General features: G+C 72.7%; 13 protein-coding genes. 11 read left to right on the forward strand and 2 right to left on the reverse strand.

All coding sequences use genetic code 11. From position 1 onward, the window contains the following. Nucleotides 1–16: 16 nt before the first annotated feature. The 8 genes from AC0NH5_RS08665 (at nt 17) to AC0NH5_RS08700 (ending at nt 8,295) form a co-directional block, all read left to right on the forward strand. The gene (locus AC0NH5_RS08665; RefSeq protein WP_474401702.1) at nt 17–3,058 is read left to right on the forward strand and encodes a putative bifunctional diguanylate cyclase/phosphodiesterase; all 3,042 of its coding nucleotides are present in this window, start codon (nt 17–19) and stop codon (nt 3,056–3,058) included. Between the two features lie 91 nt (nt 3,059–3,149). Then, complete coding sequence (locus AC0NH5_RS08670) at nt 3,150–3,818, forward strand: GNAT family N-acetyltransferase (RefSeq protein WP_474401704.1); 669 nt, start codon at nt 3,150–3,152, stop codon at nt 3,816–3,818. A gap of 45 nt (nt 3,819–3,863) precedes the next feature. Further along, a complete protein-coding gene (locus AC0NH5_RS08675) occupies nt 3,864–4,649 on the forward strand; it encodes an SAM-dependent methyltransferase (RefSeq protein WP_474401706.1) in 786 nt (261 codons plus the stop codon). A gap of 65 nt (nt 4,650–4,714) precedes the next feature. After that, entirely contained in the window at nt 4,715–5,191 is a 477-nt protein-coding gene (locus AC0NH5_RS08680; RefSeq protein WP_474401708.1) for a hypothetical protein, read from the forward strand. 273 nt (nt 5,192–5,464) lie between these two features. Further along, a complete protein-coding gene (locus AC0NH5_RS08685) occupies nt 5,465–6,163 on the forward strand; it encodes a GGDEF domain-containing protein (protein WP_474401711.1) in 699 nt (232 codons plus the stop codon). A gap of 67 nt (nt 6,164–6,230) precedes the next feature. Next, nucleotides 6,231–7,001 carry a hypothetical protein gene (locus AC0NH5_RS08690; protein WP_474401712.1) on the forward strand — a complete coding sequence of 257 codons (771 nt, stop codon included), beginning with the start codon at nt 6,231–6,233 and terminating at the stop codon, nt 6,999–7,001. Nucleotides 7,002–7,133: 132 nt separating this feature from the next. Next, nucleotides 7,134–7,958 carry an ammonia-dependent NAD(+) synthetase gene (gene nadE, locus AC0NH5_RS08695; RefSeq protein WP_474401714.1) on the forward strand — a complete coding sequence of 275 codons (825 nt, stop codon included), beginning with the start codon at nt 7,134–7,136 and terminating at the stop codon, nt 7,956–7,958. A gap of 31 nt (nt 7,959–7,989) precedes the next feature. Next, nucleotides 7,990–8,295: a hypothetical protein gene (locus AC0NH5_RS08700; protein WP_474401716.1), complete on the forward strand. Its 306-nt coding sequence runs from the start codon at nt 7,990–7,992 to the stop codon at nt 8,293–8,295. A gap of 66 nt (nt 8,296–8,361) precedes the next feature. Here the strand turns inward: AC0NH5_RS08700 and AC0NH5_RS08705 are convergent, their stop codons facing one another. Further along, on the reverse strand, nt 8,362–9,426 hold the full coding sequence (locus AC0NH5_RS08705) for a serine hydrolase domain-containing protein (protein WP_474401717.1): 1,065 nt from the start codon (nt 9,424–9,426) through the stop codon (nt 8,362–8,364). Nucleotides 9,427–9,531: 105 nt separating this feature from the next. Here AC0NH5_RS08705 and AC0NH5_RS08710 point away from each other — a divergent pair, with 105 nt between their 5' ends. Further along, a complete protein-coding gene (locus AC0NH5_RS08710; RefSeq protein ID WP_474401719.1) occupies nt 9,532–11,079 on the forward strand; it encodes a sulfatase family protein in 1,548 nt (515 codons plus the stop codon). 46 nt (nt 11,080–11,125) lie between these two features. Continuing rightward, a complete protein-coding gene (locus AC0NH5_RS08715; protein ID WP_474401721.1) occupies nt 11,126–11,548 on the forward strand; it encodes a hypothetical protein in 423 nt (140 codons plus the stop codon). Between the two features lie 72 nt (nt 11,549–11,620). On the opposite strand, the gene AC0NH5_RS08720 is transcribed toward AC0NH5_RS08715, so the two are convergent. Then, nucleotides 11,621–12,880, reverse strand: coding sequence for a Clp protease N-terminal domain-containing protein (locus AC0NH5_RS08720; RefSeq protein ID WP_474401723.1), 1,260 nt, complete (start codon nt 12,878–12,880; stop codon nt 11,621–11,623). A gap of 77 nt (nt 12,881–12,957) precedes the next feature. Here AC0NH5_RS08720 and AC0NH5_RS08725 point away from each other — a divergent pair, with 77 nt between their 5' ends. Beyond that, nucleotides 12,958–13,533 carry a GNAT family N-acetyltransferase gene (locus AC0NH5_RS08725; RefSeq protein WP_474401724.1) on the forward strand — a complete coding sequence of 192 codons (576 nt, stop codon included), beginning with the start codon at nt 12,958–12,960 and terminating at the stop codon, nt 13,531–13,533. The last annotated feature ends 71 nt before the right edge of the window (nt 13,534–13,604 follow it).

Raw genomic sequence — 13,604 nt, forward strand, 5'->3', positions numbered from 1 at the left:
ACGATCGGAGTACGCCTTGTCGACGCGAGCCGTTCGCGTGTGCTTCGGCGCCTGGATCCTGGCGATCACCGGCCTGTACTACGCGCTGCCGGACGCCCACCTCTACACCTGGGCGGCGCTGGGCTACTCCTGCGCCGCGACGGTGCTGGTCGGCGTCCGGCTGAACAAGCCGGAGCACCGGGCCCCGTGGTACCTGATCAGCGCCGCCCTGGTGTCCTTCACGACCGGTGACTCCTGGTACAACCTGCTACTGGCCGTCGGCGCGGAGCCGGGCTACCCGGGTCTGGCCGACCTGTTCTTCGTGCTGGTCTACCCGCTGCTCACGGCGGCGCTGCTGATGTTCGTGCGGGCCCGCGCCGGCGGTGACAACGACCGGGGCGCGCTGCTGGACGCGCTGGTGCCGACAGTCGGCCTCGGCCTGCTCGCCTGGGTGTACTGGATCGCCCCGTTCACCCGCTCCGAGCACCTGTCCCTGCTGCAGAAGCTGGTCTCGGTCGGCTACCCGCTCGGTGACGTGCTCGTGCTGGCGATGATCCTGCGGATGCTGAGCGGCGGCGGCCGCCGTGGCGGAGCGGTCACCACGCTGGGCATCGCGATGGTCGGCCTGCTGGTCTCCGACGTCTTCTACGGCCAGTCCCAGCTGAACAGCGCCTGGGCGCTGGGCGGCCCGGTCGACCTCGGCTGGATCGTCTTCTACAGCCTGATGGGTTATGTGGCGCTGCAGCCGTCGATGCGCGGCCTGACCCAGCCGGCCGGGCAGTCCCAGCACGAGATGGGCCACCACCGGCTGTTCTGGCTCGCGGCTGCCGCGCTCATCGCGCCGGCCGTGCTCGCGGTCGAGTTCATGCAGGGCGCCGAGATCGAGATCGCCCGCGGCGGGGTGGTCGACGCCCCGGTGATAGCCGGCGCGGCCGCGGTGATGTTCCTGCTGGTGCTGGCCCGCGTCTCGGACCTGGCCGCGGCCCAGCGGCAGGCCGGCGCCCGGGAGCGCGCGCTGCGCCAGGCCGGCGCGACCCTGTTCGCCGCCAGCACCGAGCAGGACGTCGCGAACTGCATCGAGAGCGCGGCGGCCCGGCTGCTGCCCGAGGGCGAGCCGTACCACCTCGAGATCCCCCAGGACGTCTTCCCCGGCGACGCCGAGGTGCAGGTCCGGCTGCTGCCCGCGGCCGAGCTGCCGCACGGCAGCAGCGGCGGGTTCGCGCACGCGCTGTACTGCACCCAGCCCCTCCCCGGCGGCAGGTACGGCGTCATGGTGATCGGCGCGCCGCAGCCGGTGCTGGAGGCGGTACGCCCGTCCTTCGAGACGCTGGGCGCGCACATCCAGGTCGTGCTGGAGCGCATCGCCCTGACCGCGGAGGTCAGCCGTCGCGACACCGAGGCGTACTTCCGCACGCTGATCCAGGCCGCCGCCGACGTCATCCTGATCCTCGACGACGACGGCACGATCCGGTACGCGAGCCCGCCGGCCGACGCCCTGTTCGGCCACGGCGACCCGACCGGCGCTCCGTTCGCCGACCTGTTCGCCGCGGACTCGCAGGAGGCCCTCCGGGAAGTGATGACGCGGATCGCCCGCTGCGCCGGAGACCTGGACAGCATCGACCTGGCCGCGGACCGCGGCGGGCGGCGGGTGGAGATCGAGTGCGATCTGCGCGATCTTCGCCAGGATCCGACGGTACGGGGACTCGTGGTCACGTTGCGTGACGTGACCGCGCGGCGCCGTCTCGAGGACGACCTCTCCCACCAGGCCTTCCACGACTCGCTGACCGGCCTGGCCAACCGCGTGCTGTTCAAGAACCGGCTGGAGCAGGCGGTCAGCGTGGCCGACCGCGACGGTGCCACCCTCGGCGTGCTCTTCGTCGACCTGGACGACTTCAAGGAGGTCAACGACACGCTCGGGCACGCCGTCGGCGACCAGCTGCTGCTCGCCGTGGCCCGGCGGATCTCCGCCGTCATCGGCGCCGGCAGCACCGCGGCCCGCCTCGGCGGCGACGAGTTCGCCGTCCTGGTGGAGCAGAGCGACAGCGCGGACGCCGCCGAGGACCTGGCCGCGCTGCTGGTGGCCGCGCTGGCCGAGCCGATCGAGGTGACCGGCGCCGACGGCGTCGTGCACCAGGTCAGCGGCGCGGCCAGCATCGGCGTCGCCACCAGCCGGGACGCCGACGGGGCGACCGAGCTGCTGCGGCACGCCGACCTGGCGCTCTACCTGGCCAAGGGTCTCGGCAAGGGCAGCTGGCAGCGGTACCAGACCGACCTGCACACCGCGATGGTGCAGCGGCTGGAGATGCGCACCGCGCTGCACGAGGCGATCGAGGACGAGCAGTTCGTGCTGCAGTACCAGCCCATCGTCGAGCTGGTCGACAAGCGGGTCACCGGGGTCGAGGCCCTGGTCCGGTGGCAGCACCCGACCCGTGGGCTGCTCGGGCCGTACCACTTCGTGGAGGCCGCCGAGGAGAGCGGCGCGATCGTCGGCATCGGCGCCTGGGTGCTGCGTGAGGCGCTGCGCCAGTTCGCCGCATGGCGCGCGGCTGACCCGGACACCACGTTGCGCTACGTCAGCGTGAACGTGTCGGCCCGGCAGTTCCGCAGCCCGGACTTCGCCGACGTGGTCCGGCGGGCCCTCGCCGACGCCGGCGCCCGCCCGGAGTGGCTGCTGCTGGAGATCACCGAGAGCCTGGTGCTGCGCGACGCCGACAAGGTGGTCGGCGACCTCAAGGCGCTGCGGGCGATGGGGGTGCGGGTCGCGATCGACGACTTCGGTACGGGCTACTCCTCCCTGAGTTACTTGCGGCAGATGCCGGTTGACGTGCTGAAGCTGGATAAATCGTTCATCGACGACATCCTGACCAGCCGTCAGCAGCACGCCCTGGTCGACACGATCGTCACGCTGGCCCACAACTTCGACCTCGCCGTCGTCGCCGAAGGCATCGAGGAGGCCGGCCAGCACGCCGCGCTCGACACCATGGGCTGCCAGTACGGGCAGGGATATCTGTTCGCCAAGCCGCTGTGGCCGGCCGAGATCCCGGCGCTGGCCCTCGCCCCGGCGGTTGTCACAGCCTGAGTCGGATCCTCGACAGTCCCGCCGCTCACCCGGGAGTGGTTCCACCGATAACCACTGGCGTGCGGCGGCGGGACGGGGCAGGGTCGCAGGTGTGCTGAACAATCCCGTGTGGGCCGCCCTCGCCGGGCCGCAGGCGTGTTTCGCCGAGGCATCCGGCGACGCCGCCCGGTACCTGCCAGAGATCAACCCGTTCTGCGCCCTGCGCGACGTCAGCGACCCGGCCGCCTGGCGCGACCTGGCCACGCTCACCGACCAGGCCATGCTCACCGCACCGTCGATCACGCCGCACGCCGGCTGGGAGACCACCGACGTGATGCACGGCATGCAGATGGTCGGCCAGAGCATGACCGGCGTCGAGGACCCGGAAGCCGTCCCGCTCACCGAGCACGACGTGCCGGAGATGCTGGAACTCGTCGCCCGCGCCCAGCCCGGCCCGTTCCGGAAGCGGACCGTCGACCTCGGCGGCTACCTGGGCATCCGCGACTCCGGCGGCCGGCTGATCGCGATGGCCGGCGAACGCTTCCGGATGCCCGGCTGGACCGAGGTGAGCGCGATCTGCACCGACCCCGACCACCGCGGCAAAGGCCTGGGCGCCCGGCTCACCATGGCCGTCGCGGCACGCGTCCTGTCCCGCGGCGAGTTGCCGTTCCTGCACGTCAAGGGCGACAACGACAGCGCCATCCGGCTGTACGAACGCCTCGGCTTCGAACACAGCGGCGACGTGGTCTTCGCCTCGTTCCGGCACACCGGCCGGTCCTGACGCCGCGGGTTGCGCGATGACCTTGCCGAACGGGACACTGCTGCCGTGACGGACGCTATCGCGGACAAACTGAACGCCGCAATCCCGCACTCGGCCCGGGTCTGGAACTACTGGCTCGGCGGCAAGGACAACTTCGCCGCCGACCGGGCCGTCGGCGACCAGGTCGCCGGCGTCTTCCCGGAGATCGTCGACGCGGCGCGGCACACCCGCGCCTTCCTGCGCCGCTCCGTCACGTTCCTGGCCGGGGACGCCGGGATCCGCCAGTTCCTGGACATCGGCACCGGCCTGCCGACCGCCGACAACACCCACGAGGTCGCGCAGCGTGTCGCCCCGGACGCCCGGATCGTCTACGTCGACAACGACCCGCTGGTGCTCACCCACGCCCGGGCGCTGCTGAGGAGCACCCCGGAAGGCCTCACCCAGTACATCGACCACGACCTGCGGGACACCGGCGCGATCCTCGCCGAGGCCGCCCGGATCCTGGACTTCGACCAGCCGGTCGCGCTGATGATGCTGGGCGTGATGGGCCACGTCGAGGACCCGGCCACCGCCCGTGAGATCGTGCGGGCGCTGGTCGCCGGTCTGCCGCCGGGGAGCTACCTGACGATGTCCGACGGGACCGCCACCAGCGAGCGGGTGATCGAGTCCCACCGGCAGTACAACGAGAGCGGCGCCGTCCCGTACCACCTGCGCGAGGTCGCCGACTTCACCTCCTTCTTCGACGGCCTGGAGCTCGTGGAGCCGGGCGTGGTCCCGATCCCGCTCTGGCGCCCCGAGTCCGGCGATCGTCCGGCCGTGGACGGGTACGCGGGGGTGGCCCGCAAGGCCTAGTCGCCAATTCCGTTCACCGAAAGACCGATACTCAAGATCATTGGGTACGGGCGAGGCTGTACCGCGTGATCCATGGCACTGCCACCACGCCCGCCCGCCGGCAGCCCTTGGTCCTGTTCGCCGTGGCCGTCCTGGCGCTCTGCAGCGTCGGCATGATCGTCATCGGCATGCGCGACCGGCCCGCGGAGCCGTCGTGGGCCGACGGACGGCCGGCGGCTCCGGAGCGGACGCCCGGCGCGTCGTACCCGGTGCCCGGCTCTGCCTCGCCGTCGCGGATCGGCCCGCCGGCACGCAAGCTGTCCGCGAAGCCGTCGGTGAAGGCGCCGGCCAAGCCGTCCGCGCGGCCGTCGAAGACCACCCGGAAGCCGGCCTCGAGGCCGCCGGCCGCGCCCAGCACGGCGCCCACCAGCGCGGCGCCGCCGGTCGCCCAGTTGCTGGCGGACTGCGGGCCCGAGGGTGCGCGGGCGCAGACCCGGTCCGGTCTCCCGCTGGTCTGCACCACCCGGCCGTGGGACCAGGCCCTGCGCTGGCGCCTCGGCTGATCCCGCACGCGCCCCACCACGACCTCACGCCACCGTGTGAAGTTCGGCCCCCATAAGCACCCCAACCTCACACGCTCCGAGCGGCGGCAGCCGGCGTGGGGAGTTGCGCAACCATACGCACCGCAACTTCACACGCTTCGGTTGGCCACCTGGCTGCAACCGGGGCTTCCTCATGTCGCCTCGACGGGGACCGATCTGACGCGCATCGGACCCGCCGGAGGAGGCACGTTGCGCACCTGGACACCCCGTGTGCCTCCGTCACGCCGGCGGCTGATGCTGCTTGCGGTTGCTTGCCTGCTGGTGCTGGCCGTTGCGGTCGAGGACGGCCGGATCCTGTTGGGTGGGCTGCCGCTCGGCGCGCTCGTGCTGGTGCGGTGGCGGCAGGCCGGGCGGGCCGGCACCGACAGGCTGACCGGCCTGGCCGACGGCGACGTGTTCCGGGCCACCTCGGTCGCGGCGCTCGCTCGGGGCGCCCGGACCGGCAGGCACACCGCGATCCTGGCGATCGGCGTGCACGGACTCGCGGAGGTCAACGACATGCTGGGGCACGAGTACGGCGATCTGGTCCTGGTGCGGTTCGCCGAGGAGCTCCGGGCCTGCGTGCCGCCGTCCGGCGTGACCTGCCGGGTCGGCGGGGACGAGTTCGCGGTGGTGCTGCCCGAGGTGGACCGGCCTGAGCAGGCGTACGACGTGGCCGGCCGGATCGCCGCCGCTCTGGGCCCGGTGGCCGTGAACGGTCACCTGGTCACGCTCGCCGCCGGCATCGGCGCGGCGGTCTCAACGCCCGGCGAGCCGAGCCACGACAAGCCGGGCCACGACAAGCTGAGCAGCGGCGGGCTGGGGCATGACGAGCTGGCGCACCGGGCCGGCCTGGCCATGCAGCGCGCGAGGTCGCTGGGCCCGGACACCCGCTGGGCAATCTGGCAGGAGCCGCCGGCCACCGGCGCCGCGGCCCCGCTCGCGGCGGCCTGACTATCATCGGGGCATCTCCTTCCTGCTGCTGAAACCGGACTGTCTGCGCCTGCGCCGTACCGCCGGCGTGGAGCGCGCCGTCGCCCGTGCGGGCCTGTCGATCAGCTGCCGGCACCGGCTGCGCCTGACACCGGCGGACACCCGGCTGCTCTGGGCGGAGTACACGGACCACGGCCACGTGCTGACCCGCGCCTTCCTCGACCGGTACCTGTGCGGCGGCGAATCCGAGGTGCTGACGCTGCGCGGGCCGGACGCCTTCGAGGCAGCCCGGCGGGTTAAGCGGGCGGTCCGCTCCCGGCACGCGCTGGGCCCGTTCGCCAACGTCGTGCACGCCGCCGAGAGCCGCGGCGAGCTGGCCCGGCAGGGCGGCCATCTGGGCGGGCGGTGCGCCGCCTGCGCCGGGCCGTTCCCCACCGACGGCGAGGAGCTTCTTCCGCGGGTACGACCCACCGGCGCCGATTTCCGTCAGGTCCTGGACGTCCCGCGCCTGGTCGACGAGGTGTGGCCGCGTCTCCAGGTGGATCTGACCGAGCCGCTCCCCCACCGGTTCGACGACGGCGTCGCCGACGCGGCGCTGTGGCTGGGCGCCGACCGTGACCATTCGCTCGACTCCTCGGTGACCGCGCTCTGGCGGGCGCTGCCCGGTGTGGAGGTGGCTCACGCGCTGATGCTCATCCTCTATGCGGGCCGGGTCGGGGGTTTCCCGGTCGCTGTCGGCAGCCGTGACGCCGTCGTCCGGAGCCATCGGGTGCTGGCCGACCACGCGTTCCGTGCCTGCGGGGTCGAGCCGCTGACCACCCGCGCCCCGGCCCGCCGGGCCCGGCAGGCGACGTCCTGATCCGGACGCGGATTACGCCGAACCGGTGGGCTGCCCGCGATCGACTGCTGCTGGTGACCCGGGCGCCCGACTGAGCCGACGCGATGCCTGTCTTGCCCGGTGCGGGCGCGGCGGGCCGCATAAAGTACCCGGATGGCGAACCTCCGTGATCAGATCATCGCCGAGCTCGGCGTGCAGGCCTCCATCAGCCCCGCGGACGAGGTCCGGCGGCGGGTCGACTTCCTCAAGGCCTATCTGCGGTCCACCCCCGCCACCGGGTACGTGCTGGGCATCAGCGGCGGCCAGGACAGCACGCTGGCCGGCCGGCTGTGTCAGCTGGCGTGCGCCGAGCTGCGCGCCGACGGGGTGGACGCCACGTTCGTGGCGGTGCGCCTGCCGTACGGGGTGCAGGCCGACGAGCTGGACGCGCAGGTGGCGCTCGCCTTCATCGAACCGGACCGGTCCGTCGCGGTGGACGTGAAACCGAGCTCGGACGCGGTCGCCGACCGGACCGCGGCCGGCCTGGGCGAGGCGAAGCTGCGGGACTTCGTCCGCGGCAACATCAAGGCCCGCGAGCGGATGGTCGCGCAGTACGCCGTCGCCGGCCAGCTGAACATGCTGGTCGCCGGCACCGACCACGCGGCCGAGGCGGTGACCGGCTTCTTCACGAAGTACGGCGACGGCGGCGTGGACGTGACGCCGCTGACCGGACTGACCAAGCGGCAGGGCGCCGCGCTGTTGCGTGAGCTGGGCGCACCGCAGAGCACCTGGGAGAAGGTCCCGACGGCCGACCTGGAGGACGACCGGCCGGCGTTGCCGGACGAGGTGGCGCTGGGGCTGAAGTACGCCGAGATCGACGATTATCTGGAGGGCGCCGAGGTCACGCCGGAAGTGGCGGCACGGGTCGAGAAGGCCTTCCTGGCGACCCGGCACAAGCGGACCGTCCCGGTCAGCCCGCTCGACGACTGGTGGCGGTGACGGCTCCGGGACGCTTGATAGCGTCGGGGGCATGCGCATTCCCACCGCTGTGATCACCGCGGGTTCGCTCATCGGCGGCTGGCAGGTCGCCCGCCGCACCGGCGTGCGGCCGCTCGGCGGGGCCGTGCTCGCCGCCGGCGGCCTGCTCGCCGGCCGTGAGTGGGCCCGGCGCACCAGCCCGGCTGTGACCGCTGCCCTCGCCGCCGGCTATGTCGGCGCGTTCGGCGCGTCGCACCCGCTTGCGAAGCGCATCGGCTCCTGGCCGTCCGTGCTGGTGGTGTCGGCGGTCACCGCCGCCGTCTCCTACGCCGTGGCCGACCGCCGGGCCCCACGCTGAACAGGCGGCGCCCCGACGGCCGGGCGCCGCTGTGCAAGTGATGCCCGACGGCCGGGGCGCCGCTGATCAGGTGGTGCAGAAGACCTGGTCCAGGAAGCCGTCCACCACCTTGTCCAGGCCGCGCCGCGCGCCCGACGTGAACGCCAGCGACACCTGACGCTGCCCGTCGGCGGAGCGGAACGACCAGCTCTGGTACGCCAGCGCGTCCCCGTCGTTGCCGTACACCTCGACCCCGCACGTCAGGGTGCGCCAGGACAGTCCCAGCCCGTACCGCCCGTCGTCGAAGGCCGGGGTCTTCATGGCTTCCAGCAGGTGGTCCGGCAGCAGGCGCCCATCGAGCAGCGCGGCGAAGAAACGGTTCAGATCCCGCGTCGTCGAGATCATCTCGCCGCTCGCACCCATCACCGACGGGTTCCACCTCGAGAAGTCGATCAGCCCGTCCGGCCCGGGGATGTAGCCGTGCGGGTGCGGGCCGCGGATCTTCGGCGAGGTGCCGGGCAGCGAGGTGCCGCGCAGGCCCATCGGCCGGATCACCCGGCGTTCGATCTCCTGGGCGTACGACGAACCGGTCACCTCCTCGACCAGCCGCCCGAGCACCAGATAGTTGGTGTTCGAGTACCCGTAGGCCGAGCCGGGCGGCTCGAACGCCGGGCCCTGCGCCAGCGCGCGGGCGATCAGCTCGTCCGCGGTCCAGGTGCGCCACCGGTTGGCGAGGAACTCCGGTGACGGTGGCATCGGCAAGGTGAGCCGGCTGTCGTACAACCCGCTCGTGTGGTTCAGCAGTTGCCGCACCGTGATGCCGGGCATCGGAGTGTCGTCCAGCCTCAACCGGCCCTCGTCCACGAGTTGCAGCACCACGACCGCCAGGAACGTCTTGGTGATGCTGCCGATCCGGAACCGCCCGTGCGGCGGGACCGGCCGGGACGTGCCCAGCTCGGCCGCCCCGCTGACGCCACGCCAGACGGGGCGGTGCTTCACCCGTACCTCCGCCAATGCACCCACCGCGCCCGCGGCAACCACCTGGTCCAGGCCTTTCTGCAGGCGGTCCTGCCGCGGCGCGGCAGCAGCCGGCGACGTCAGCACAGCCGACGCGGCCACCGCGGCCGCGATGATCCCCCATGTTCGTCTCATGACAGTCAGCCTCGCGAGCAGGACACCCCAGACACATCGGGGAGCACCCTGGATCATCATCCATTTCCGTCCGGTTCACCTGCGGCGGCTACCCTGCGCCCCACCATGATCTTTCGTCCGCGTCGTGCCCTCGCGTCCCTGTTCCTCGCGTCGCTGGTGGTGACAGCGGGCTGCGTCCCGGAACGCGGAGCCCTCGCCCCCTCCGCGCCGCCGTCACCGCCGTCGCCGTCGCTGTCTGCCGCCAGCGCCGTCCCGGCCGTGCCGCCCGCGGTGCGGCCGAACATCGTGTTCGTGCTGGCCGACGACCTGTCGACGAACCTGGTGCAGTACATGCCGAACGTGCTCGCCCTGCAGCGCGACGGCGCCTCGTTCACCAACTACACCGTCACCGACTCGCTCTGCTGCCCGTCCCGCGCGTCGATACTGACCGGGCAGTACCCGCACAACACCGGCATCATCAAGAACCACGGTTCGGACGGTGGCTTCGAGCTGTTCCACCGGCGCGGCCAGGAGCGGTCCACGTTCGCCACCGATCTGCGCACGGCCGGGTACCGAACCGCCTTCCTGGGGAAATACCTCAACGAGTACGTGCCGCGGCAGACCTTGGTGGACGGCCGGCCGTACGTGCCGCCGGGCTGGGACCAGTGGTTCGGCGGCGGGAGCGACTACGCGAACTTCGACTACACGCTGAACGAGAACGGCACGCTGCGCCGGTACGGGTCGCGACCGCAGGACTACCTGACCGACGTGCTCGCTGCGAAGGCACGCAACTTCATCACCACCTCGGCGGCGGCCCGCAAGCCGTTCCTGGTGGAGATCTCCACGTTCACGCCGCACCACCCGTACCCGCCGGCGCCCCGGGACGCGAACTCGTTCCCCGGGCTGAAGGCGCCGCGCACCGCCGCGTACGGCAAGGTGCCGGTCAACGCCCCGCCGTGGCTGGCCCGGCACTCGCCGCTCACCCCCGCGCTGCACGTCCAGTTCGACAAGGCGTTCCGCAAACGGGTGCAGTCGGTGCAGGCGATCGACCGCATGCTGGGCGACCTGCGAGCCACCCTGACCACCGCGGGCGTCGCCGACGAGACGGTGGTCGTGTTCACCTCCGACAACGGGTACCACCTGGGCGACTACCGGCTCAACGCGGGCAAGCAGACCGCGTTCGACACCGATGTCACCGTCCCGCTGATCGTCGCCGGTCCCGGGGTGCGGGCCGGTCACCTCTCCGCGCTGCCGGTGGAGAACATCGACCTGCGCCCCACCTTCGGCGACCTGGCCGACGCCACGGTCCCGCCGGCCGTCGACGGGCGCAGCATCCGCCCGCTGCTGGCCGGCGAGTCCCCGGTGCAGTGGCGCACCACCGCGCTGATCGAGCACGGCGACCCGGCCACCGACCCCGCCGACCCGGATTACCAGCGCTACTCCGAGAACACGCCGCCCACGTACGACGCGATCCGCACGGCGGAGTTCACCTACGTCGAATACGTGGACGGCAGCCGCGAGTACTACGACCGCCGCTCCGACCCGGTGCAGATGCTCAACCTGGCCGGCAGGCTCGACCCCGAGCGGGTCACCGAGCTGCGGGCCGCCGTGCACGCCCTGGCCACCTGTCAGGGCGCCCGGCAGTGCTGGGCGGCGGGCCGGGTGCTCGACTGATCCTTCGGGTCGGGGCTGCTCGCCGGGCGTGGACTACGATGCCCCGATGACAGCGGTCAGCTCACGCCCCAGTACCGCCGCCCGGTCCGTCACCGGAGGATGGCTGCTGGTGGCCGCACAGTGCGCCCTGGCCCTCTGGTTCGCGTGCAGCGTCTACCTGGCGCTCACCCACGCGGCCAGGTTCTCCGGGTTCCTCTACGTCCCGTCGATCGATGACGCCTATACCGGGGCGGTGGACGTCAGCGGCGGCTGGGCGTGGTCCATGCCGGTGTCCTGGACGCTGTCGATGGCGCCGCTGCTGGCCGGGCTGTCCGTGGTCGCCACCGTGATCCTGCTGATCACCCGCTACGCGCAGGGCCACCGGCTGCTGACCGTGATGCTGGTGGTCGGGGCAGTGATCGCCGTGCTGACCGGGGCGGCCGCCCTCACACCGGACGTCCAGTCGATCGCCGGCTGGCTCGCCGACTGACACCACCCCGCTCGCTCCCGCTGCTGCGGCTGCTTGAGTGTGTGAAGTTCGGGCTCGATTCGAGCCCGAACTTCACACACTCGAACGGGGGTTGGCTGCTTCGAGGCGGGCCGTGGCCTCGGCTCGGACCTGTGCGGGATCTACGCCGAGACGGATCAGGAGGAACGCGGCCGGGCCGCGGGCGTCGGCCAGGGCGGCGACCAGGACGTGGGTGGTGCCGGCGAACGGATGGCGGGCCCGCCGCGCCGCGTGGCTGGCTGATCTCAGGGCGATCAGGGCGGTACGACCGAACGGCACCGACCGCACCAGCCGGTTCCTCGGCCAGCCCCGCGCCGGGATGCCGGTGAGGTCGCCCTCGTCGTGGGTGGGCAGGTCGATCGCGGCCCACAGCGCCTCGCGGTGGCGCACGCCGTGCCGCTGGAGGATCTCGCCCGCCTCGTTGTAGCGGTCCAGCGGCCCGGGCAGCGTGATCCCGGCCGCCTGCCACTGTTCGTGCGCGTCGAGGATCGCCAGCAGGACGTCCGCCGAGGTGACGTGACCGCGCCCGAGGCGGGCCGCGTGACTGCGCGCCTCGGCCTCGACGTCCAGCAGGAGCGGATGGCCGTAGACGGCGCCCCAGCGGTCGTACCGGCGTCGCTGCCAGGAATCCGTCCGGCGCAGCACGAAGTCCAGGAGCCCGTGCAGCGGCTCGTCCCGCGGGTCCCTCGTCCCGGGGACGATCCGGAACGCCTGGAGGTGCTGCACCGCGGGATGCGCGGGCGCGCCGTCGTCACGGTACCGCGGGTCGGTCCGGAGCAGCGCCGGGAGCAGGCCGAGGTCGTCGACCGCCCACGTGCGGGCCAGGTCGGCCGCCGGTCCGGGGCCGAGTGCCAGCACCGCCACCAGCAGATGCCGGGTGTTCACGGTCGGCCGGCCGTCCCGGCTGGCCTCGTGGATCGCCTCGTAGACGGCGTGCCGGGCGGCCGGGCTGAACTCCGGGCGCGACCGGGCCGGGCGGACCCGGAACACGCTGTGCTCCAGCAGCGCGGTGTGGATCGCCAGGCGCAGCAGCATGTCGGTCTCGAACTCGACCTCGGCGTCCAGCCCGGGCACCGGGATCAGCCGCGGCGGCGGAGGCGGGTCGACGGCGCCGCGCCCGCCCCGGCGGACGGCCCGGAAGTCCCACTCCCAGAAGAAGGGCGCTTCCATCCTGGGGAAGGCGGTCGGCAGCGCGGTGTAGTAGAGCAGCAGGTCCGCGCCGACGACCGGGGCGCCGGCCCGCATCGCCCGCCGGTAGGCACGAGCCAGCACGCGCATCAGGCTGTGGGTGGGACGGCTCACGACGGGTGCCATGACCCCGAGTATCAGGATCGATGCAAGCGGCCTTTCTCGGTCGCGGCGCCGGGGTGCGCTGTGTGAGGGTGGTGCGCATGCCCCAACCGGTTCTGCGGACGTCCCGCATGCTGCTCGTCCCGCTCGCCGACCGCCACCTCGAGTGGGAGGTGGAGCTGGACTCCGACCCCGAGGTGCTGCGTTACCTGTTCGGCCGGGCGCGGCCGCGCGACGAGGTGGAACGGGCGCACGCCGAGCGGATGGGCGAGGGCCGGTTGGTCGACGGGCTGGGATTCTGGGCGGCGTTCCTCGGGTCCACGGAGTCGGGCGAGTTCGTCGGGCTGATGATGCTCCCGCCGGCCTTCGACCCGGCGAAGCAGCCGCTGCCGGGCACCGCCGAGTTGGGCTACCGGCTGCGGCGCCGGTTCTGGCGGCAGGGGCTGGCCAGTGAGGCGTCGCGGGAGCTGTTGCGGTACGCCTTCGAGGAGGCCGGGCAGGAGCGGGTGATCGCTCAGACGATGGCGGTCAACGCCGGGTCGCGGGCGGTGATGAAGGCGGTGGGGATGCGCTATGTCCGCACGTTCACGATGCCCTGGGACGAGCCCCTGGAGGGCGCCGAGGAGGGCGAGGTCGAATACGAGATCACCCGCGCCGACTGGCAATCGCGCCCCTGACCGGGCAGCCCGACGGACCGGGCGGCCGGCGGGACCGGGCGGCCTTGACCCGGCAGGTCAGCCCGGCGGGC

This window comes from Actinoplanes sp. 13, from assembly GCF_056134165.1.